The organism is Marinovum sp. J2-8, assembly GCF_055808435.1.
The window spans coordinates 42934-64820 of sequence record NZ_JBVVRZ010000008.1 but is presented as its reverse complement, the minus strand read 5'-3'; the positions used below and the strand labels follow the sequence as shown (position 1 = coordinate 64820).

Below are 21887 nucleotides of genomic sequence, written 5' to 3'. Positions count from 1 at the left end.
GGAGACCTCAGATATCGCAGCCCTGGCTGGCTTTGTGTTTCTCTTTCGCGGCTCTTGCCAGCTTTGAATTCCAGCCATCGTTGCGCCGTCCATTCGGTTTGTAGCGAGAGCGCTGTTTGCCTGCGCGGCGTTTCTTTGGCGGGGCCTTGTCCTGCTCGGCCTTGATGTGCTCAAGGACCGCGCTTAGATGCTTATTCTCGGTGATCGCGGCGTGGGTGACGCGCTGCTCCTTGTCAAAAATGGAGTAGGGGAGCGAGACGCCCTTCCAGCGGAACTCCAAGCGGCCGTCAGGGTACTCATAGCTGTCGACATACTTGCCGGGCAGGCCGCGCGTGATCTCGTTCTCTTGCAGGATGATGCGCTGCCGGTCGTAGGAGAAGGCCAATTGGTTGCCGACATAGCGCTCGTCGCGCCAGCACAGCACATCCGCCAGCCGATCCGGTTCGGTATTGAGGGGCCGGTGCAGGTTATCCGGACGGCGTGGGGTCTTGGCGAACTTCGTGTTGTAGCGGTTCATGAAAGCCGGAAGGAACGCATTGGCCGCTGTCATGTCCGAGATGCTCGCCAGGCGCAGTTCCTTCACCAGTCGATCCTGTAGCGTCCGGTTCGCGCGTTCGACGCGGCCCTTGGCCTGAGAGCTGTTGGCGCAGAGAATCTCGATGTTCAACTCGTTCAAAGCACGGCCAAACCGGGTCATCCCGTGACCTGACTCCGCACCTTGGCTCGCAACACGGAACACCGTGTGTTTGTCCGAATAGAACGCCACAGGTCGTCCATGTGCATGCAGGTAGGCCTCCAGAGCGCCAAAGTAGCTGAATGTGCTCTCGGACTTCACGAACTCCAGATGCATCAACGTACTGGTCGCATCGTCGATGAAAACAAGCAGGGTGCAGGACGGCCCGCGATCCTCAAACCAGTGATGGTCCGAGCCGTCGATCTGGATCAGCTCGCCAAAGCATTCCCGGCGCAGGCGTGATTGGTGAAAGGTCCTGCGTTGCTTGCGAGAAAGCCAAATCCCGGCGTCCTGCATCCACTTGCGCAGCGTCTCGCGCGACACCTTCAGCCCGTGAACTTCCTCGAGCTTCTCAGCCGCAAAGGTCGGTCCGAAGTCGACGTAGTTCTCGCGCACCAGTGTCACCGCGAACTCGCGAACCGCCGGATCGATCCGATTGTTCGAAACCCGACCACGCGCTTTGTGCCGGATTGACGCCGGACCGTCAGATTGGAACTTCCTGAGAAGCCGGTGAACCTGTCTGCGGCTCAATCCCAAAACGTTCGCCGCAGTCGTCGCCGTCATCCGACCTTGGCTCACCTGGCTCAACACCTCGACCCGGTTCAGCTCGCGCTCGCTCATCAAAACCCATCCCATGCCCACACTCTCTGCCTGTTCTCATCGGGGCAGAGTGTGACACTTCTACTTTGCAGATGTGGGACACTTTAACTTTGCGGGTACAACCGATCCGCCCATAAGCAGAATTATGTTAAATCCGGACCTTCCAACACCACCGCGCCCTGCCTGAAGACCGCGAAATGGTTATGCCTATGTTGGGCCTGCAAACGCGTTGCAGGCCCAGAATTATTCAGCGGGCAGCTGATATTGGGCGGCGTTTTCCCGTGTCAGCCGTTTCGAGGCGACGCCAGGCTCCGCGCCCCAGACCGCGATCCAGCGATAGAACACCGGTGTCAGGAACAACGTGAAGACGGTGGCAAACCCAAGCCCGCCGACAATGACCCAACCGACGGCGATGCGGGCCTCGGCCCCGGCACCAGAGGTCAGCACAAGCGGCAGACCACCAAAGACGGTCGAGACCATCGTCATCATCACCGGTCTGATCCGCAGCCGCAGCGCGTCACGAATGGCGCTGTCGATGTCCTGACCGGCCTCACGCAATTGATTGGCGAATTCGACAATCAGAATGCCGTTCTTGGCCATGACGCCGATCAACATGACCAACCCGATCTGGCTATAGTAATTCAGCGACCCGCCGCTGAGCGAAATAGCCAACAGCGCCGCTGCAAGGCCAAATGGCACGGTCAACATGATCACGACGGCGCTTGCGATGCTTTCAAACTGGGCGGCAAGCACAAGGAAAACCACCAGAAACGCCACCGCAAAGACCCGGTACATTTCAGTCTGGCTGTCGTTCAGCGTCGCGGCCTCGCCGGTAAAGATCAGCCCCATATCGTCGGGCAATTGTTCGGCTGCGATTTCGGACAAGCGATCCATCGCTGTGCCAAGGTTGACGCCTTCGGCCAGGTTCGACTGGCCCGCCACCGCCAGCGTCCCGCCCTGTCGTTGCAGGTTGGCCTGGCTGACCACCGGGACCAGCGTCGCCGCCGCCGACAGCGGTACATATGATCCGCCGGGCAGGCGCAGTTGAATGGAATCGAGGTCCGAAGGGTCATTGATCGGTGGCCCACCGGGCACCACATTCACATCGGTTTCGGCGTTGTCACTGAACACGGTTACGGCCGTGTCGCCCTGGATCATGGCGCTCAGGGTTCTGGTGATCTCGGCTTCGGTCAGGCCAAAGACACTGGCCATGTCGCGATCGACCCGGACCTCGAATTGGGCTTGCACGCTGTCGTTGGACAATTGCGGGTTAGAGAACATCGCATCCTCGGCCATGGCCGCGACCAGATCGCTTGTCGCTTCGGTCATCGCATCCACATCCTTGCCAGTGACCGCAAATTGCAACCCGCGTCCGGCGCCGCGAATGTTGAGCGAGTTGGTCGACCTTGCGCTGGCCTGCACACCGGGGACACGTGACAATTGCGTGCTGATTTCGGCGACGATCTGGGCCTGCGACCGGTCCCGTTCGGCCCAATCCGGCAGGCGCACAACGATAAAGGCGCTGGTGCCCCCGCCGACGCCGACAATGCTTTGTACCGCGTCAACCTCGCCAGAGGTCAGATAAGGTTCCAGAATTTCCTCGATCAGGACCACCTGACTGTTGAGATAGTCGATTGTGGTATCCGACGCCCCCCGCGCCTGGACGAGGAAGAACCCGCGATCCTCGCTTGGGGTGATGCTGGACGACAATGTTCCGGCCGCACCGGCCGCGACGATGGTGAATCCGCCTGCAACCGCCAAGACGATCAAGGGCATGCGAATGGCACGGTCCATCACGGTGTCAAAAATCCGCATGGCCCATCCGGGCGTGGCGGGACCCGTTTGCGCCGCTTGCAATTTGCCGGGATCGAACAAGGCCGCCAGCACCGGTGCCAGCGTCAATGCGGTGATCGACGACAGGGTGACAGCAAAGGCCAGCACAAAGCCGAATTCGCTGAACACGCCGCCCGCCTGACCGGGCAGGAATGAAATCGGGATGAACACCGCCGCAAGGGTGGCGGTGGTGGAAATGACCGCAAAGAACACTTCGTTTGTGCCAGCGGCGGCGGCGGCAAAGGCGCCCATGCCCTGTTGGCGTTTGCGCACGATGTTTTCGATCACCACAATGGAATCATCGACCACCATGCCGGTGGCAAGCACCAGCGCCAACAGGCTGATGGTATTGACGGAAAAGCCGGTGATCCAGATCGCGGCGATGGTGCCGACCAACGCCACCGGGATGGTGATCGCCGGGATAAGCGTCGCGCGCGGCGAGCGCAGAAAGGCGAAAATCACCGCGATCACGATCACCGTTGCCAACCCGATGGAATTCGCCACCTCATTGATCGAGCCTTCGATGAAGGTGCCATCATCCGAGGTGACGACAAGCGCGACCCCGTCCGGCAAAGCGGTTTTCAACTCTTCCACCGCGACGGCCACATCGCGTGAGATCGACAGCGTGTTGCCAACCGATTGCCGGGTAATGTCCAGCCCGACCGCGGTTTGGCCATTGACCCGCGTCAGAACCGCGCCGTCTTCGGGGATCAGCCGGACAAAGGCCACATCCGATATCCGCGTATTGGCATCAATCGGCACCTGATTCACCAGATCCACGGTGGCATTGGCATTGCCCACCCGCAGCGCAAGGGTCTGTGAATTCGATTCCAGCGATCCCAGCGGCGTGTCATCGCGCAGCGCCGACAGGGCATCCGAGACGTCGAAAATCGTCATGCCCCGGCTCAGCAGCGCCGGCATGTCGAGCGTCACGCGAAACTCGTTCGCCCGATTGCCGCGCACTGTGACCTCGGCAATTCCGTCGATCACCGACAACCGGTCATAGACGGCACCTTCGGCCAGTTCCGTCAGTTCATCGAGGCTGGCATCGCCCAACAGCGCGAGGCGGATGATCGCATCGGCATTGCTGTCGCTTTTGGTGACGGTTGGATCATCGTCGATATCATCCGGCAATTGCCGCAAGGTGTTGGACACAATTTCGCGCGCCTCATTGGCGGCCACATCCACATCGGTGCCTTCCGACAGGTCCACGGTGATCCGGCTGGACCCGGTCGAAGACGTCGATTCAATATAGGACAGCCCCTCAAGCGCGCTGAGCGCGTCTTCCAGAACCTGGGTCACTTCGCGGTCCACCGTGGTCGGCACCGCGCCTTCGTAACTTGTTCGCACGGACAAGACCGGGCGATCCACGTCCGGCATTTCGCGCACATCCACCGCGCTCAGCGCTGCTAGGCCGGCAATCAGGATCAACAGGTTGATCACCATGCCGAAAATCGGACGGGCGACAAAAAGGTCGGTCATCCCGGCGCGGCGGTTGGGTTTTGATTGTGTGCTCATGACGGGGCCTGGGTCGCGGTTTGCGGTTCACGGTCCAATTGCACCGCCGGAACGCCGTTTGCATTGGCCGGGCGGCCACGTTCACCGGGGCGGGCGCCCCCCGGTCCTGCGCCCGGTGCCGCCCCTGCGACGGCGATCTGGGCACCGTTGCGCAGTTTCTGCGCGCCTTCGGTCACGACCATGGCGCCCTCGCTCAGGTCCGCATCGACCCAGACAGATCGTCCTGGCGGAACAGGATGGTCACCGGCACCTGTTGCGCAGCACCGCCCGCGTTGATCCAGATGCTCGACCCCTCCCGCGACCAGGTGATCGCGGTTGACGGCACTTTGGCAAGTGGTGCGCTGAGCTGGGTCAATCGCACGGCAAAGGTCATGCCCGGCCAGAGCAGACCGTCGGAATTGTCAATCTGCGCCTTGACCGTGACACTGCGGGTCACGGAATCAATCCGGCTGTCGAAGGACATGATTTCGCCGGTAAACACCTTGCCCGCAAAGGTCGAGGTTCCGGCCGAGATCTGCTTGGCCTTGGCCAAAAGCCCAATTGCGCGCTCCGGCATTTCGAATTCAATCACCAGCTTGTCCGACTGGTCGATGCTGGCCACAAATCCGTTCACGCTCAGGGTGTCGCCAACTTCGATATCGCTCAGCCCCAATGTGCCGGAAATCGGCGCCCGCACCGTCTGTTTGTCCAGCGCAACTTCGGCCAACCCGACGGCGGCCTCGGCCAGACGTTGGGCGACCCGCGCTTCGGACAGGGTGACATCGGTGATGGTGGAATTGCCGTTCTGCCGCAACCGCTCATAGCGGGCGACGGTTTCGGTGGCCTGCTGCAACTCTGCCTCGGCGATTTCCAGATTCAGGGTCTGGGTGCGGGCATCAAATTGCACCAGCACATCGCCGGCATTCACCAGACGATTGGCCGCCAGGTTGGCCGCGATCACCGTGCCGGATGTTTCGCTAAGCACATCAACACTGCGCAGGGCGGATGCGGTGCCAATCGCGCTGAGAATGCTTTCATAAGGCTGAAATTCCAATTCGGTCACCGCCACGGTGGTGGCGCCGCCCCTGCGGCCCCCCGGGCCACGTCCGCCGCCCGCTCTTGCCGGGGGGGCGGATGCGGCCTCGGCCTCGTTGGCCGGTTCCGGGCCAATCATCGCCGCCAATGGGGCTGGCACGCCAAAGGTGACGGCATAGGCCGCCGCCAAAATCACAATTGCCCCTAGAAGGCTCGCTATTTTACCCATCACCCGGTCCCTGTCCGATCATCCAAAGGGTAAAACGGACGGCCCGGCGGTTTCCGTCGCAAAAAGATTGAACTTTTTTACTGCCCTGCACTTTGCTCACACGGCGGTGGCCCAGCGGTCAGGATTTGCCGGAAGAAGACACCACATGATCGCCGTCAATGCCGCCCAGCGAATGGAACAGCCCGCTGGTGTTGTTGACCCCGAATTTGCGCAACAGCTTGGCGCGATAGACCTCGACCGTGCGATAAGAGATGTCCAATCGCAGCGCGATTTCCTTGCTGGTCAGCCCGTCGGACAGATGGCTGAGGATTTCACGTTCCCGCCGCGTCAGTGGGGAATAGGGGCGTTCTACCGAAAGATCGGCAAAGCTCCAGACCGCCCGCGCCAGAGGATCATCCGGCGTAAAGGAATGGCCACGCACCCGGCACCAGAACAATGTGCCATCCTTGCGCGCCATAATGCGTTCATCCCAATACCGGTTGGTTTCGCGCAGCTGTTTGACACCGCGGTCGCGGATATTCACGAATTCCGCGTCCGTTGGATAGAGCATCGCAAAGGATTGCCCCCGCAGGGCGCGGCGGGCATGGCCGAACATCTCGGCAAAGGCGATATTGCAATCCCGGATCACCCGGTTTTCCGTCACCACCAGCCCCACCGGCGCATAGGCAAAGGCCAATGCATCAAAGCGGTCCTCGGCGTAGCAGTCGTCGATACGTATTTCCACGCTCTTGCCCCACTGCGTTCAGTGCTGAATGCTGTGACCACACGTAAACGACGGGCAGGTGCCGCGCAACAGCGGCCCCCGTCGATCTGGGAGGATATCATGAAGACATTCGCGCGGTTCGCCGCCGCCCTTGCTACGTCAGCCACTTTTGCCGGCGGGGCCCTGGCACAGGATTCGATCAAGATCGCCCTGGTGCATGGCCTGTCCGGGTCCAGCTTCGAAGCCTTTTCGAAACAGGCACAAACCGGGTTTGAGCTTGGGCTGGAATATGCCACCGATGGCACAAATGAAATTGACGGTCGCCCGATCGAGGTGATCATCAAGGACACCCAATTCAAACCCGATGTTGCCCGCGCCGTCCTGGCCGAGGCCTATGGCGACGACGAGGTGCTGTTGGCCGTTGGGGCCACATCGTCGGGGGTGACCAAGGGCATGCTGCCCATCGCCGAGGAATATGAAAAGATTCTGATTGTGGAACCGGCCGTCGCCGACAGCCTGACCGGGCCGGACAGCAACCGCTATGTGTTCAAGACCTCGCGCAATTCGTCGATGGATATGCAGGCCCAGGCGCTGGCGCTGAACCCGGATGAAAACCTGTTTGTTGCCACTTTGGCCGAAGATTACGCCTTTGGCCGCGACGGCATCACCGCGTTCAAGGCCGCATTGGAAGGCTCCGGCGCGACCGTGGTGACCGAGGAATATGTGCCGCAGGGCACCGCCGATTTCACCGCCGCCACCGAACGGATGTTCAATGCGCTGAAAGATCAGGAAGGCCGCAAGGTCATTCTGGTTTATGTGGCCGGTGGCGGTGACGCACCGGGCAAGATTCAGGCGCTGGACCCCAGCCGCTATGGTATCGAAATTTCGATGGGCGGTCATATCCTGCCGGTTCTGCCGACCTACAAACGGTTTCCCGGCATGGAAGGCGCGGTTTATTACTATTACGAGGCGTATGATAATCCGATCAACAACTGGCTGGTCGAGACCCACCAGGAACGTTTCGACGGCCCGCCGGATTTCTTCACCGCGGGTGGGATGGCGGCGGCGCTGGCGGTCGTGAAAACACTGAAAACCGCAGAGAGCTATGAGACCGAGGATCTGATCGCCGCAATGGAGGGCATGTCCTGGGACACCCCCAAAGGTGAAATGACCTTCCGTGCGGAAGACCATCAGGCGCTGCAATCCATGGTGCATTTCAAGATCCGCGTGGACGACAATGTCGATTGGGCCATTCCCGATCTGGTGCGGATCATCGAAGCCGACGAGATGGACATCCCCATCGGACGCGACAACAGCCAGTAAGCTGACACCGGCCTGCGCGCTTTTCGCGGGCCGGACACTTCTTTCAGGATGGATCCCATGCCCCCCGCATCTCTTTCGACGCGTGACCTGACCATTCGGTTTGGCGGTCATGTTGCGGTCAATGCCGTGACCTGTGACTTTCACCCCGGCGAAACCACGGTAATTGTCGGCCCGAATGGCGCGGGCAAGACCACCTATTTCAACCTGATTTCCGGCCAGTTGACCGCCAGCGCGGGCCGGGTGATCAAGGGGGAAGTCGACATCACCCGTATGTCACCCTCTGCCCGCGCGCATCTGGGGGTTGGGCGGGCCTTTCAGCTTACCAATCTGTTTCCGCAGCTCACCGTTTTGGAAAACATCCGTCTTGCGGTGCAGGCGCGTGCCGGTGACGGTTGGGGGGTGTTTCGTGCGGCGCGCAAGCTGACGCATCTGACGGAAAAGGCGGTGCATTTCCTTGAGGCTGCACATCTGACCGACCGGGCCGAGATGATTGCCGCCGCCCTGCCGCATGGTGACCAACGCAAGCTTGAGGTTGCGCTGTTGATGGCGATGGAGCCGGATATCTATATGTTTGATGAACCCACCGCCGGCATGTCGCTGGATCAGGCGCCCGCCGTGCTGGAGCTGATTGCCGAAATCAAACAAGACCCGGCGAAAACGGTGCTGCTGGTCGAACACAAGATGGATGTGGTGCGCGCGCTGGCCGACCGGATCATCGTGCTGCACAACGGCGAATTGCTGGCCGATGGACCGCCGACCGAGGTGATGCAAAGCCAGATCGTGCGCGATGTCTATCTTGGCACCGCAACGGAGCACACCGCATGAGCCTGCTGTCCATCCGCGATATGAAAACCCAGATCGGCCAGTATCATGTGCTGCATGGCGTCAGCTTTGAGGTGCCGGAGGGCGGGGTTTTCATCCTCTTGGGGCGCAATGGCGCAGGCAAGACGACGACCCTGCGCTCGATCATGGGGCTTTGGCAACCTTCGCCGGGGTCGGTGATGTTTCAGGGCCGCGACATTGCCGGATTGGCCACTGCCGACATTGCCCGGCTGGGCATTGCCTATGTCCCCGAAAACATGGGGATATTCGGCGGCCTGACGGTTGAGGAAAACCTGATCCTGGCCACGGCCAAAGGGCGGTTCGATCCCGCCCGTCTGCGTCGCATCTATGATCTGTTTCCGGCGCTGGAAAAGTTCTGGACCAAACAGGCCTGGTCGCTGTCGGGCGGACAGAAACAGATGTTGTCGGTGGCGCGCGCCATTGTCGAGCCCCGGGCGCTGATCCTGATTGATGAACCGACCAAGGGGTTGGCCCCGTCCATCGTTGCCGCCATGGGCGAAGCATTTCGCGAGATCGCCCAAACCACCACGATCCTGTTGGTGGAGCAGAATTTCAATTTCGCCAAAAGCCTTGGCCGCGATATGGCGGTGATCGACGATGGTCGCGTGGTGCACAGTGGCACCATGGCCGATTTCGCCGCCGATGCCGATTTGCAGGGCGCATTGCTGGGCTTGAGCGCATGAGGAACCAAATGGACAAATTCGGCGAGATTTTGCACCGCTTTGGCGGGGTCAACCTGTTGCCGGTGGCGCTGGCGGCAATCGCATTTGTGCTGATCGGCGCGCCCTCATCCTGGGTCACGCTGACGGTTGCCGGCCTTGCGATGGGGATGATGGTGTTTCTCATGGCGTCGGGTCTCAGCCTGGTGTTCGGGTTGATGGATGTGCTGAATTTTGGCCATTCGGCGTTCATCAGCTTTGGCGCTTTTATCGCAGCGTCGATCCTTGCCGCGTTGGGCGGCTGGCTGGATGGCGGCGTGATACTGGCCTCGGCCGCGCTGGCGCTTGCGCTGGTCGGGGCGATCACATTCGGATTGGCGGCGGGGTTGTTCTTTGAAACCGTGATCATTCGCCCGGTTTACCGCGACCACCTGCGCCAGATCCTGATCACCATGGGCGCGTTGATTGTGTCGGAACAGGTCATCCTTGCGGTCTGGGGTGGCACGCCATTCACCGTGCCGCGCCCGGCATTTCTGGAAGGTGCCTGGATCATCGGCGATGTCAGCATCGAGATCTACCGCCTCTTTGCCTTTGCCCTTGGGGCGGTGGTGTTCCTTGGCCTGATGGTCCTGCTCAACCGCACCCGCATCGGGCTTTTGATCCGCGCCGGTGTCGAAAACCGCGAGATGGTCGAGGCGCTTGGCTTCAAGATCAACCGTCTTTTTATCGGGGTGTTCATGTTGGGCTCTGCCCTCGCCGCATTGGGCGGCGCGATGTGGGCGGGGTATGAAACGCTGATCACCCCGGCGCTGGGGGCGAGATGATGATTGTGGTGTTTATCGTGGTGATTATCGGCGGACTGGGCTCGATCGAAGGCACGTTGCTGGGGGCGATCATCGTCGGGCTGACGGCGAATTATGTCGGATACCTCGCGCCGAAACTGGCGCTGGCGTCGAACATGATCCTGATGATGGCGATCCTGATGTGGCGGCCCAGCGGCCTGCGGCCTGCGGTGAAGTGAGGCAGATATGAAAACCACCGGAATGAAACAAAGCTACGGCACCCTGACCGTCAAAACCGCGATGCTGGTCATTGCTGGGCTGTTGTTGTTCGCGCCCTTCCTGTTTCAGGACATTCGCGCGTTGGAAGTGGCGGCACGGATCTGCATCTTTATCGTCCTGGTGGCGAGTTACGATCTGCTGCTTGGCTATACCGGAATTGTCAGCTTTGCCCACACCATGTTTTTCGGTTTCGGCTGTTACGGCGCGGCGATTGCCCTGCGCCAGATGGGGCCGGGCTGGGATGCGGTGGCCATTGGCACGCTGGGCGGTGTTTTGGTCTCGCTTGTGGTGGCGACGGTGATTGGGTTGATCTCGCTTCGGGTCAAGGCGATCTTTTTCGCCATGATCACATTGGCGACGGCCTCGGTTGTGCTGGTGCTGGCCTCGCAGCTCAGCCAGATCACCGGCGGCGAGGATGGCATCACCTATCGTGCGCCGGATATTTTCAAAACCGCGACCAAGCTGATGGTCGACGAGGATGGCAAGGTGCTGCGCTGGTTCGGGGTGCGCCTGAACGGCAAGCTGGCGGCTTATTACTTTGTCTTTACGACTTCGCTGGTGCTGTTCCTGATCCTGTTGCGGGTCACGGTGTCGCCGCTGGGCACGGTGTTAAAGGCGATCCGCGAGAATGAGGCCCGCGCCGAGGCCATTGGTTATCGCGTTGTGGCCTATCGGACCTTCGTCTTTTGTCTTTCGGCGGTCATGGCGTCGCTTGCCGGGTCGGTCTATGCGATCTGGCTGAAATACACCGGGCCGGATACGGCGCTGTCGTTTTCAATCATGATCGACATCCTGTTGATGGTGGTGATCGGCGGCATGGGCACGATGTGGGGCGCGGTGATTGGTGCGGTGTTGTTGGTCATGGCGCAATATTACCTGCGCGATCTGATGGGCGCGGCCTCTGAAGCGGTGGCCGGCATTCCGCTGCTGCCTGAGCTGCTGGCCCCGGATCGCTGGCTGTTCTGGCTGGGCATCATCTTTATCCTGCTGGTCTATTTCTTTCCACGCGGCATTGCGGGCACATTGATGACACGCGGGATGCGCACATGAACGGCCCCCGCTTCACATTTGTGCCGGTGATGGATCACGAAATTCATGTGACCGAATGGGGCACACCCGGCGCGCCGGCGCTGATGATGATGCATGGTCTGGCGCGCACCGGGCGGGATTTTGACGAAATCGCCGCTGCCCTGTCGGATCACTATCATGTGCTGTGCCCCGATATGATCGGGCGGGGCCGGTCCAGCTGGTCCACCGATCCCGATGCGGAATACCGGATCGAATATTATGCCGGGATCGCTTCGGATCTGCTGGATCATTTTGGCATTGGCCGGGCGGCGTGGCTTGGCACCTCGATGGGCGGACAGATCGGCATGCGAATGGCCTCTGGCGCGCATAGTGATCGACTGATCTCTTTGGTGATCAATGACATTGGCCCCGAAGTGCCCGAGACCGCGATTGAACGCATCCTGTCTTATGTCGGCAACCCGCCAGGATTTGACGGCTATGCCCAGGCCGAAACATGGCTGCGCAGTGCCTATGCGCCGTTTGGCCCGGCCTCTGATGCGTTCTGGAGCCGGATGGCGCGCACGTCCTTGCGGCGTTGTGACAGCGGGCGGCTGACGTTGCATTACGACCCGGCAATCATCCGCCAGTTGACCCAGGCGCCAGAGGAATTGACGACCTGGGATCGCTGGGATCGGATCAAGACCGGCTGTCATGTCTTTGCCGGCGCGCGCTCTGATTTGCTGACCGCCGGCATTTTACAGCGCATGCTGGCCCGTGGCCCGACGCCGGGCCATACAGTGTTTGCGGATTGCGGCCATGCACCGACCCTGTCGCGGGCCGCGGATATTGCCCGGGTGCGGGATGTGCTGTTGCAATTGACCCCCGCGCCCCGCCCGGTCTAGCCGCTTTCCAACCCGGCAATCATCCGTTCCAAATTTGCCATGGCCACAACACCATCGGCAATACGCGGTGCTGCGGTCGGCGCGCCGCGCAGCCCCTTGGCGACATCTGTCATCAAGGCGGCATATCCTTTGTGGTCCTCATTGGCGGCGGCGGTGAAATTGGGTTGCCACACCATGCTGTCACAGCTGCTGTCCAGGGTGGCCGCCGGATCATCCACCTTGAACGGCGGATCGCGGTGCCAGGCGACATGGATCACATTGTCGACCTCGACCCGGTTGTGATCGCCCATCACCGTGACCTGTTCCATCGGCGTGCCGCGCGATTGCACCGTGCCCATGACCACATTGCCGATCACGCCATTTTCGCAAGTGAACCCCATATGGAACAGGATACGCCCCGCCGCAGGCGCGTTGCGCCGCACCGTCATTTCCGCGATCGGCGCGCCCGCCAGCCAGGGCATCAGATCCATGTAGTGCACACAATGATGCAGGTAGAACCCGGTGTAATCCACCGCGCCCTCGAAATAGGTCGGCGCGGTCATATAGCTGCCGGTCAGGCCCAAAATCGGGCCAAACGCATCGCCGCGCAGGATATTCTGGGCGATACGGTTGCCGGTGGAATAGCGTTTCATGAAGCCGACGAAAATCGGCACGCCGCGCCGATCAGACGCCTCTTGCAGTGCGACTGCCTGGGCATGTGTTGCGCCGGGGGGTTTTTCCATGAACACCGGAAGGCCCAATTCCATCGCCGCCAGGGTGGCGGCGTAATGCACCTCCGGGCCAACCGCCATGCACACCGCATCCAATCCCGGCTGCTTCAGCATCTCTTGCCAATCGGTATAGGTGCTGGTCACCCCATAATGCCCCGCCGTAGCCGCCAGCGCATCCGGGTCGCGATCACAAAGCGCCGCAATCCGCATGCCCGCCCGTCCGATTTGCGGCAGCAACATCCAGGTCGCATGCCGTCCACAGCCAATCCAGCCGATATTCAACATCTTTTCGGGGGCGGTCATTGCGCATACTCCGCAAAATCCAGCGCGGCACGGATCAGCGCATGTCCGGCCTTCAGCTTGGGCGTTTCATCTTCGGCCGGGGCGCGCCAATGGGCAATTGGCAGCGCCAGACGTTGATCGTCGCGGCGGAAGGGTTCCAAAGACACCGGGCCGAAATAGCCGACCTGATGCAGCGCCCGCATGATCGCGGGCCAATCCATATTGCCGGTGCCGGGGAAACCGCGATGGTTTTCATTGGCCTGAAAATGCACGATGCGCTTGCCCGCAAGACGGATGGCATCCGCGATGGATTGATCCTCCATATTCATATGAAAGGTATCAAGCATCAGACCAAGGCCCGCGTCGCCCACCGCATCCACCAGCGCAATACCCTGTTGCGTGGTGTTCAGCATATCGGTTTCAAACCGGTTCAATGGCTCGACCGCGAACACCTGACCTGCGGCACGGGCCAGCGGCGCGACCTCGGCCAGGCCCGGCGATCATGCGATCCGCGCGGGCGCGCATGTCATCGGCGCTGCGTGGCAGCGGTGGCCGCCCGGCAAACACCATCGGTTCCCCGTATAATGGCCCGCCAATGATGGTCGCACCGACCGCATCCGCGCTGTCGATACAGGATTTCAGATAGTCCAGCCCGCCCTGACGTGCGCCGGGGTCTTCGGAGGCAATCGAGCGCTGCGGCGTGACCCGCGCCGCCAGCACCACGCCAAGCCCCGCGTCAGCCAAGGCGGATCTGGCCTGCCCGAGGTCAATGCCGTCTTCTGGTTCAGGCACCAGAAGCTCGATAAAGTCAAAGCCCATGGACTTGATCTCTTGGAACAGATGCAGGTGTTGACCGGTAAATGGCCGTACAAATTGCATGGAAATAATGCCGATAGGGTTGTTCAAAACTTACGTCCTTATCCTTTGACCGCGCCTTGGGTCATGCCCGCGATCAGGCGTTTTTGTATGAAGAGAAAGAGGAGGGTGGCCGGCATGGCGCCGACGATGCCGCCCGCTGTCAGAAGGCCCCATTCGACCTGATATTCGCCAATCAGGGTCTGAATGGCCACGGTGATCGGTTTCACGCTGCGCCCGCCCAGGGTCAGCGCATAGAGGTATTCGTTCCAGGCGGTGATGAAGATATAAACACCGGTGGCGATGATGCCGGGGGTGCACAGCGGCAGCACCACCCGGAACAATGCGCCAAACCGGGTGCAACCATCGGTCATCGCCGCCTCGTCCAGCGACCGGGGAATGCCGTCGATATAGCTGGTCATCATCCAGACCGAAAACGGGATGGCGACGGTCGAATTGGCGATGATCAGGGCGAAATAGGTGTCCACCAGCCCCAGTGTTTTCATCAGGATGAACAGGGGCAGGATCAACAAGACCAGCGGAAACATGTTGATCACCAGGAATTGCAGCATCAACAGCCGCCGCCCCTTGAAGCGGAACCGCGAAAACGCATAGGCCGCAGGGACCGACAGGGCGAGCCCGACAATCACTGTGCCCCCGGCCACAATGAAGCTGTCCAGCAAATTGGCACCAAAGCCGACGGTGCGAAACAGCCGCAAATAGTTTTCCAGCGTCGCCCCGGCCAGCGACGGGCCTTCGGTGAACAGCTTGCTTTCCTGCGTGACCGAGGTCAGTGCCATCCACAGATAGGGTGACAGGGTAAAGATCAGGATCAACAGAACCGGCAGATCGACGGTCAGGATCCGGCGGGTCAGCGATGTGTTGCGTACCATCATGCGATGTTCCTTCCGGCGCGGCGCAGATAGAGGATCACGAACCCCAGAAGCAGGATGGTAAAGCTGACCGCCAACGCCGAGCCATAGCCGTAATCCAACCCGGTGCGCGCCTTGACCAGCGCATAAAGCGGCAAGGTATAGGTGGAATAGCCCGGTCCGCCGCCGGTCATCACGTAGATCACGTCAATCGAATTCGCGACCCAGATCACCCGCAACAATGTCGCGGTCATCAACACACCCGAAAGCCCCGGCAGGGTGATGTGCCAGAACTGGCGAAACTGCGATGCGCCGTCGATCGAGGCGGCCTCGTAATAGCTTTGCGGGATGGATTGCAGCCCGGCCAGGATCATCACCGCAAAGAAGGGAAACCCCTGCCAGGTCAAGGTCAGGATGATGGCATAGAGCGCCGTGTCAGGGTTGGCCAACCAGGGGATCGCGGCGGAAATCATGTTGAACCGCAACATCAGCTCGTTCAGCACGCCAAAGTTGGAATCATAAATCCAGACCCACATCAGCGCGATCACCACAGAGGGCAAGGCCCAGGGAATGATCACCAGCGCCCGCGCCAAACCCCGCCAGGGGAAATTCTGGTTCAACAACAACGCTGTGGCCAGTCCCAACAGCATCTGTGCGGGCACGGTGATGGCAATCCAGATCACCGTATGGCGCAACGACGTCCAGAACACTGGATCCTGCCAGACGGCGATGAAATTTTTCAGCCCAACGAAATCAAAGTTTTTCGGGCGAAACAGGACATAGTCATGCAGGCTCATCCACAGGGCCTGAACCATGGGCAGGAACACGATGGCCAGGGTCACCAATACGGCGGGTGACAACATGACAAGAGGGAGCACACGGCGCGACAAGGGCACCGGCGGCACAGAGGTGACGGACATTGGGGATACTTCCGGTTCAGGGGGTCGGCGGGCCACCGGGGCAGCCCGCCGAAACGGGATCAGTCGTTATAAAGCGCGTCGATTTCCGCGTTCATTTCCGCGGCGGTGATCTCACCGATCAATGCGCGCTGCATTGCGACGGGCCAAACGGTGTTGGCAAAATCCGCCGTTTCGCTGGTGTTGGGCAAAAGCTGCGCATAGGGCAGCGACGCCACGGTGGCATCGACAAAGACCTTGTCATGGCCATCCCAGCTTGCGCTGTCGGATTTGGTCACCGGCAATTGCCCGGTCGCTTTGTTGAATTCCGCGTTGTTGCCCGGGCTGGACAGGAAGCTGATCCATTTCCAGGCCGCTTCTTTGTCCTGCGCGTCGGAAAACACCGCCGTGCTTTCATCCCCGAACGAGGTCCAGTGACCGCCGCCGCATTCCGGCACCGGCGTTGCCGCAACCTTGTCGCCCAGGGCCTCGACCATGCCAGCGGAGGACCCGATGTGGTGGATGGTCATTGCCGTCTGGCCGCCCTGAAACGCGCCAATGATTTCCTTGAAGCCGTCATTGGGGGCCGAAGGCGGGAATACCTTGTCCTTCTGGAACAGGTCGAGCACGAATTGTGTGCCCGCAACGCCCGCCTCGGATGTCAGCTCTCCCGGGCCAAAGCCGGCGCCGTCACGCGAAACCGTCAGGCTGGCCCAATGGTCATGGCCGCCTTTGCCGCCGCGAAAGCCAAACCCATAGACATCTGTTTGGCCGTCGCCATCGGTGTCACGCGTTAGCGCCTTGGCGGCCTCGCGGAATTCATCACAGGTGGCCGGCGGCGTCAGGCCAAGTTCTGCAAACATATCGGTGCGATAATAGAGATACAGGATCACATATTGCACAGGCAGATAATATTGCGCGCCATCGGCGGCGGCGGTCAGGGTAAACAGGTTGTCCTGCACTTCGGCCTTGCCGTCCCATTCCGCCAGCCAATCGTCCAGCGGCGCAAGCGCACCCATCTCGATCAAGCGCGGCTGGGCATTTAGTTTGACCAAGGCCGCATCGGGACCGGTCCCCGCCACGATCGAGGTATAAAGTTGGTCATAATAGCTGTTCCACGGCACGTTTTCGGCGTTGATGGTGATGCCGGGGTTTTCGGCTTCGAACTTTTCAACCAGTGCGGACATCGGATTGTCGGCATTGTCGAAATGATACCAGAAGTTTACCTCTGCCGCCTGGACCGCGCCCGCCAGGGCCGTCCCGGCCAACATCGCCGCCGCAAGCGTCATGCGCCGGGGCGTCGTTTTCTTGGTTGCAAATGTCATAGTGTCTCCTCCCTAAGGTATGTATGACTTTGTTTTTGATCTGTTTTATTGTTTTTGGTCGTCTCCTGGGTCCTGACCCTTGTCGGGCCTTGATCCTGTCAGTATTTGGAACATTTCGCCGGCATGACGCAGCGCCAGCCGTGCCTCTTCCAGGGCGTTGCTCATCTGTAAAAACCCGTGCACCACGCCGCCATGCAGGTGAAATCTGTCCTGCCTGCCCAAACCGGACAGCCGCGCGAACATGCGTTCGCTGTCGGACCGCAGCGGGTCGATCTCTGCCGCGTTCAAAAAGAGCGGCGGCAGCGCCCGCAGCGTGGCATCATCGGCGCGCAATGGTGACACAAGCGGCATGTCACGGGCGCTTTGCGGTGCATACCAATCCCAATAACGCCGCATTTTCTCTTGGGTCAGACCCGGCCCCATCGCGCAATCAATATAAGAGGGCGAGGTGAAATCGGCATCATAGACGCCATAGAACAACAGGCCGCAATCGGGCTTTGGTCCGTCGTTCTGGATCATGTCCAACATCAAGGCCATCGCCAGATTGCCCCCCGCGCTGTCGCCAGAAATCGCCAACGGGCCCGTCAGATCGGCAAATGGTCCCTGCCCTTGCCCCTGCCCCTGTCCCTGTGCCAACGCCGTCCAAACGGCGCGGCAATCATCCAGCCCGCCGGGAAACGGGTGTTCCGGCGCAAGACGGTAGTCGAACATGACCACATTGGCCTGCGCCTCTTGCGCCAAGACCCGCGCGCAGCGTTCATGGGTCGCCATCGAACAATAGGCCCAGCCGCCGCCATGAATGAACAGGATGGTGCCGCGTGTTGGCCCGTCGGGGGTCAGAATACGACAGTCGATATCACCAGCAGGCCCGGCAATCTGCACGTCGCGTGTTGCCGCCATCGGCGGCAGATTCACGTTCCAGCGGGCATTTGCCGCTTCGGCCTGGGCGCGCCCATCGGGGGCGGGCAGCAAGGTCGGATCGGCCAGACCGGCATCTTCGATCGCCAAACGATCCAGGATCTTTTGCATGTCATTTGAAGGGGATGAAGGCATTGTTATAGTCCCTCCGCCAGAATATTCGGGCCAAAATCGACAATTGTGGTGATGTGACGTGACAGTTCCGCCGCGGCCAGATCGGCATCCGCCGTCGCCAGCGCGTCAATAATGGCAATATGGCGGTTGGCGGTTTCCTTCAGATCGCGGTTCTGGTCGGGATGCAGGATCTTGTAACGATGGGCATACACCAGCGTGCGGGCCAGAACCGGTTGAACCGGCGGCAGATCGGCACAGGAAAACAGGTCGACATGAAACGCCCGGTCATGCACCGACAACAGGTATTCATCACCGGCATCTGCCGCGGCCTGCATCTCTTTCAGATGGGCGGCCATACGGTCGACTAAGGCGCCGCCATCGCGGGCAATGGCGCGTTTGACGCCGCGACATTCGATGTCATGGCGCAGGCGGATCAATTCCTCGGCGTCTTCGGCGCGGCAATCGGACACTGTGGTGCCGCGATGCGGCTGGCGATGGACCAGCCCCTCTTCCTGCAACAGCAACAGGGCTTCGCGCACTGTGCCCTGGCTGACCTCGAACCGGTTGGCCAGCTCGAGCTCCAGCAAGGTCGACCGTGGCGCGAGCATGCCAAGAACAATCTCGCGTTGCAGACTGGTGTAGATATGGAAGGACCGCCGCTGGCTTGTGGCCCGCGCCAGTTTTATCGGCGGTGTCTTGGGAAAATTCTCCGCAGCCATATCGTTCCTCTTGCGCTCAACTATTGTTATCAATAACGATAATACAAGAAATCACAGAGTGGCAAGCCCCAATTCGGGCGAATGCCAAAACGGGAGGAACGGCATATGGCCACAATCACGCTGGACAAGATTGAAAAGAACTATGGCGCGGTCAAAGCGATCCATGGAATTGATCTGGCGATCAATGACGGTGAATTCGTGGCGCTTGTCGGGCCGTCAGGTTGCGGAAAATCCACGCTTTTACGGATGGTTGCAGGGTTGGAGGATATCTCCGGAGGCCGGTTGTTGATTGGGGACAAGGTGGTGAATTCGGTCGAACCCCGCGACCGCGACATTGCCATGGTGTTTCAGGATTACGCGCTTTATCCGCATATGAGCGTCGCCGACAACATCGGTTTTGGCCTCAAGATGCGCAAAACCAGTGACGCCGACCGCAAGACACGAATCGCGGAGGCCGCCCAGATGTTGCAGATCGAGAAATACCTTGATCGCCGCCCTGCCGAGCTTTCCGGTGGCCAACGTCAGCGCGTGGCCATGGGCCGCGCCATCGTGCGCCGCCCGTCGGCCTTTCTGTTTGATGAACCACTGTCCAATCTTGATGCAAAACTGCGGGTGGAAATGCGGACGGAAATTAAACGCCTGCACGGATTGCTGGGGCGCACGACGCTTTATGTCACCCATGATCAGGTCGAGGCGCTGACATTGGCGGATCGTGTTGTCATCCTGAAAGACGGCCGCATTCTGCAAGAAGGCCCGCCGCTGGAGCTTTATGAACATCCGGCAACGCGGTTTGTTGCTGAATTCATCGGCTCGCCGCAGATGAATATTTTTGACGGTGTGGTGCGAAAGGCGGACACCGGCACGGGTGTTGATGTGGCGGGGTTGGTGTTGCCGTTTGACGGGATTGACGCGCCAGACGGGGCAAAGGTGCATCTTGGGGCGCGTCCCGAAGCGATCAGCCCCAGCGACACAGACGCGGCGGATGTCACCGCAACCGTCGAAGTGTTCGAACCGCTGGGGTCCGATACTATGGTTTCGGTCCGCATTGCCGGGGCAATGGCGGTGGTCCGGCTAAGCCCGGAAACGCCGGTGGCCCGTGGCATGTCCCTGCCCCTGCGGTTTGACCGCAGCAAATTACACCTGTTTGACGCGGAAACCGGCAACCGGATTGACACCCGCCCGGGATCCTAGGGATCTATGGCGCAACTGAAGCAGGTTGTTTGCACAGTTGCGCCAATGGGCGCGGTTTTCGGGGTTTGACCCTAGACCGGCCAGACGGCTTGCAGTTTTTCACCGGCAAGAATGCGGTCGCGTGCGGCGGCTTCTTCGCGGCCAAGGCTGTCGGCCTGATCCGCCACGGCGACCAGCGTGCTGCGAGAAATGCGCACGACACCATCAATATCGCCAAAAATCACATCCCCCGGTGCGACCGTCACGCCGCCAATCTCGATCGGCACCTGACTGGCCACCGGTTCCTTTTTGCCGGTGACGCCAACCGGGCTGGGGGCGGTGCCAAACAGCGGATAGCCAAGGCCACGCACCTGCGCCAGATCCCGCACCGTGCCGTTGACCACCGTCGCTGCCGCGCCTGCGGTCTTGGCGCCGGAGCTCATCAATTCGCCGGAACATGATCCCGGGGCGCAGGAGGCCTCGACCACCAGAATGCCGCCGTCCGGCACATTGTCGATGGCATTGTGATAGACATCCTGCGGCTCGCCCTTGCGATCCGAAGGTGCAAATTGCACGGTGACAGCCGGGCCAACCACGACCTGTCCGGGGTCCAGCACCCCAAGCAGCGAAATGCCGTCAAGCACACCCCAAAGGCCCAGCGCCTCCATGCTGTCGTGCACGTCGCCGGAATACCAATTGCGCAGCCGCGCCATCGCGTCCTTTTCAGCCGCGCTGTAATCATATTCAAACATTCTGGTCGCTCTCCATTTCTTTTTTGATGGCGATATGTAGATATTCCGTGCTGCGCGCGATCTGGGCCCGCATCAGCGCCTTTGCGCCGGGGCCGTCACGATCCCGGATACGGGTAAATATCTCTTCGTGTTCGTCATAGGCTTCGGCCAGGGATTTGGTGGGCACGCGGCTGGACACCCGAATCATGTCGTTGATAAGATTGGCGAAATTTTCATACATGATCGCCAGAATGCGGTTGCCGGAGGCCCGGACCAGCGCCAGGTGAAAGGCGGCATCAGCTTCGACAAATTCATCAAACGCATTGGCATCCCGGGCGGATCGCATCCGGGCGAGTTCGGCCTCGACCCCGTCAAGCACCGGGTTTTCGGCCTGCACATGCAGGTCAATCACCTCGACCTCGATCATGCGGCGGGCATCGGTCAATTGACGCAGATAGCCGGGTTCGGTGGCCAATTGCTGGCGCACGGTGACGGCAAGCGAGCCGATGAATTCATTCACATCCCGGCGCACCACCATCGTGTTGCCGCCATGGCGCCGCTGCACCAGCCCCTTGGTCTCAAGCGCCTGAATTGCTTCGCGCACAGACCGGGTCGAAATGCCAAAATCGCGGGCGATCTTGCTTTCTGAATCCAGTTTGTCGCCGATTTTCAAATCACCGCGCAGGATGCGTTCCTCTAGCGAGGTTTGCACCGGCACATGAAGCCGTTCACGGGCGGCGGGTTGTATGGGCTGTGCGGTCATCACCAATACCTTCTCTACTATTTTTGCCAGTCTAACCCGGTTGGCGCGACCTGTGACAAGCCTGTTGACGGCCCGCCGTGTTGAGGTTTACGCTACCTATGACATA

General features: G+C 60.5%; 23 protein-coding genes. 8 read left to right on the top strand and 15 right to left on the bottom strand.

Going from position 1 to position 21887, the window contains the following annotated elements; all coding sequences use genetic code 11:
* Positions 1-7: 7 nt before the first annotated feature.
* The 5 genes from AC0L4F_RS19620 to AC0L4F_RS19600 all read right to left on the bottom strand — a co-directional run bounded on the left by AC0L4F_RS19620 (position 8) and on the right by AC0L4F_RS19600 (position 6651).
* On the bottom strand, positions 8-1369 hold the full coding sequence (locus AC0L4F_RS19620; protein WP_244691074.1) for an ISNCY family transposase: 1362 nt from the start codon (positions 1367-1369) through the stop codon (positions 8-10).
* A gap of 207 nt (positions 1370-1576) precedes the next feature.
* A complete protein-coding gene (locus AC0L4F_RS19615; RefSeq protein ID WP_244691073.1) occupies positions 1577-4684 on the bottom strand; it encodes an efflux RND transporter permease subunit in 3108 nt (1035 codons plus the stop codon).
* Complete coding sequence (locus AC0L4F_RS19610; RefSeq protein WP_244691072.1) at positions 4681-4866, bottom strand: hypothetical protein; 186 nt, start codon at positions 4864-4866, stop codon at positions 4681-4683. The genes AC0L4F_RS19615 and AC0L4F_RS19610 overlap by 4 nt, the downstream gene beginning before the upstream one ends.
* Positions 4867-4877: 11 nt before the next feature.
* The gene (locus tag AC0L4F_RS19605; RefSeq protein ID WP_244691071.1) at positions 4878-5927 is read right to left on the bottom strand and encodes an efflux RND transporter periplasmic adaptor subunit; all 1050 of its coding nucleotides are present in this window, start codon (positions 5925-5927) and stop codon (positions 4878-4880) included.
* Positions 5928-6045: 118 nt separating this feature from the next.
* Positions 6046-6651 carry a helix-turn-helix transcriptional regulator gene (locus tag AC0L4F_RS19600; RefSeq protein WP_244691070.1) on the bottom strand — a complete coding sequence of 202 codons (606 nt, stop codon included), beginning with the start codon at positions 6649-6651 and terminating at the stop codon, positions 6046-6048.
* 99 nt (positions 6652-6750) lie between these two features.
* On the opposite strand from AC0L4F_RS19600, the gene AC0L4F_RS19595 reads away from it, so the two are divergent.
* The 7 genes from AC0L4F_RS19595 to AC0L4F_RS19565 are packed head-to-tail and all read left to right on the top strand — an operon-like array spanning position 6751 to position 12426.
* On the top strand, positions 6751-7953 hold the full coding sequence (locus AC0L4F_RS19595) for a substrate-binding domain-containing protein (protein ID WP_244691069.1): 1203 nt from the start codon (positions 6751-6753) through the stop codon (positions 7951-7953).
* Positions 7954-8010: 57 nt separating this feature from the next.
* A complete protein-coding gene (locus tag AC0L4F_RS19590; RefSeq protein ID WP_244691068.1) occupies positions 8011-8778 on the top strand; it encodes an ABC transporter ATP-binding protein in 768 nt (255 codons plus the stop codon).
* Complete coding sequence (locus AC0L4F_RS19585; RefSeq protein ID WP_244691067.1) at positions 8775-9479, top strand: ABC transporter ATP-binding protein; 705 nt, start codon at positions 8775-8777, stop codon at positions 9477-9479. The genes AC0L4F_RS19590 and AC0L4F_RS19585 overlap by 4 nt, the downstream gene beginning before the upstream one ends.
* Before the next feature lie 8 nt (positions 9480-9487).
* Positions 9488-10279 (top strand): branched-chain amino acid ABC transporter permease, encoded by a 792-nt coding sequence (locus AC0L4F_RS19580; protein ID WP_244691066.1) that lies wholly within the window; start codon positions 9488-9490, stop codon positions 10277-10279.
* A complete protein-coding gene (locus AC0L4F_RS19575) occupies positions 10276-10476 on the top strand; it encodes a hypothetical protein (RefSeq protein WP_244691065.1) in 201 nt (66 codons plus the stop codon). The genes AC0L4F_RS19580 and AC0L4F_RS19575 overlap by 4 nt, the downstream gene beginning before the upstream one ends.
* Before the next feature lie 7 nt (positions 10477-10483).
* Entirely contained in the window at positions 10484-11566 is a 1083-nt protein-coding gene (locus AC0L4F_RS19570) for a branched-chain amino acid ABC transporter permease (RefSeq protein WP_244691064.1), read from the top strand.
* The gene (locus AC0L4F_RS19565; RefSeq protein WP_244691063.1) at positions 11563-12426 is read left to right on the top strand and encodes an alpha/beta fold hydrolase; all 864 of its coding nucleotides are present in this window, start codon (positions 11563-11565) and stop codon (positions 12424-12426) included. Before AC0L4F_RS19570 ends, AC0L4F_RS19565 begins: the two co-directional genes overlap by 4 nt.
* Here AC0L4F_RS19565 and AC0L4F_RS19560 read toward each other — a convergent pair.
* Genes AC0L4F_RS19560 through AC0L4F_RS19525 form a run of 8 tightly spaced genes read right to left on the bottom strand, consistent with a single transcriptional unit; the run spans position 12423 to position 19117 of the window.
* Entirely contained in the window at positions 12423-13439 is a 1017-nt protein-coding gene (locus tag AC0L4F_RS19560) for a Gfo/Idh/MocA family protein (protein WP_244691062.1), read from the bottom strand. The two genes, AC0L4F_RS19565 and AC0L4F_RS19560, sit on opposite strands and share 4 nt — an antisense overlap.
* Positions 13436-13852 (bottom strand): TIM barrel protein, encoded by a 417-nt coding sequence (locus AC0L4F_RS19555; RefSeq protein WP_280520689.1) that lies wholly within the window; start codon positions 13850-13852, stop codon positions 13436-13438. The genes AC0L4F_RS19560 and AC0L4F_RS19555 overlap by 4 nt, the downstream gene beginning before the upstream one ends.
* Entirely contained in the window at positions 13839-14324 is a 486-nt protein-coding gene (locus AC0L4F_RS19550) for a sugar phosphate isomerase/epimerase family protein (protein WP_280520688.1), read from the bottom strand. The genes AC0L4F_RS19555 and AC0L4F_RS19550 overlap by 14 nt, the downstream gene beginning before the upstream one ends.
* 11 nt (positions 14325-14335) lie before the next feature.
* Positions 14336-15169: a carbohydrate ABC transporter permease gene (locus AC0L4F_RS19545; protein ID WP_244691061.1), complete on the bottom strand. Its 834-nt coding sequence runs from the start codon at positions 15167-15169 to the stop codon at positions 14336-14338.
* Entirely contained in the window at positions 15166-16065 is a 900-nt protein-coding gene (locus tag AC0L4F_RS19540; protein ID WP_244691060.1) for a carbohydrate ABC transporter permease, read from the bottom strand. Before AC0L4F_RS19540 ends, AC0L4F_RS19545 begins: the two co-directional genes overlap by 4 nt.
* A 59-nt stretch (positions 16066-16124) precedes the next feature.
* Complete coding sequence (locus AC0L4F_RS19535) at positions 16125-17366, bottom strand: ABC transporter substrate-binding protein (protein WP_244691059.1); 1242 nt, start codon at positions 17364-17366, stop codon at positions 16125-16127.
* A gap of 45 nt (positions 17367-17411) precedes the next feature.
* Positions 17412-18419, bottom strand: a complete 1008-nt coding sequence (locus tag AC0L4F_RS19530) for an alpha/beta hydrolase (RefSeq protein ID WP_244691058.1) — start codon at positions 18417-18419, stop codon at positions 17412-17414.
* Positions 18420-18421: 2 nt separating this feature from the next.
* Positions 18422-19117 (bottom strand): GntR family transcriptional regulator, encoded by a 696-nt coding sequence (locus AC0L4F_RS19525; RefSeq protein ID WP_244691057.1) that lies wholly within the window; start codon positions 19115-19117, stop codon positions 18422-18424.
* A gap of 105 nt (positions 19118-19222) precedes the next feature.
* Here AC0L4F_RS19525 and AC0L4F_RS19520 point away from each other — a divergent pair, with 105 nt between their 5' ends.
* Complete coding sequence (locus AC0L4F_RS19520; protein WP_244691056.1) at positions 19223-20308, top strand: ABC transporter ATP-binding protein; 1086 nt, start codon at positions 19223-19225, stop codon at positions 20306-20308.
* A 71-nt stretch (positions 20309-20379) separates the two neighbouring features.
* Here the strand turns inward: AC0L4F_RS19520 and AC0L4F_RS19515 are convergent, their stop codons facing one another.
* Both AC0L4F_RS19515 and AC0L4F_RS19510 read right to left on the bottom strand, forming a co-directional pair.
* On the bottom strand, positions 20380-21039 hold the full coding sequence (locus AC0L4F_RS19515; protein WP_244691055.1) for an RraA family protein: 660 nt from the start codon (positions 21037-21039) through the stop codon (positions 20380-20382).
* Positions 21032-21781, bottom strand: a complete 750-nt coding sequence (locus AC0L4F_RS19510; protein ID WP_244691054.1) for a FadR/GntR family transcriptional regulator — start codon at positions 21779-21781, stop codon at positions 21032-21034. The genes AC0L4F_RS19515 and AC0L4F_RS19510 overlap by 8 nt, the downstream gene beginning before the upstream one ends.
* Between the last annotated feature and the right edge of the window lie 106 nt (positions 21782-21887).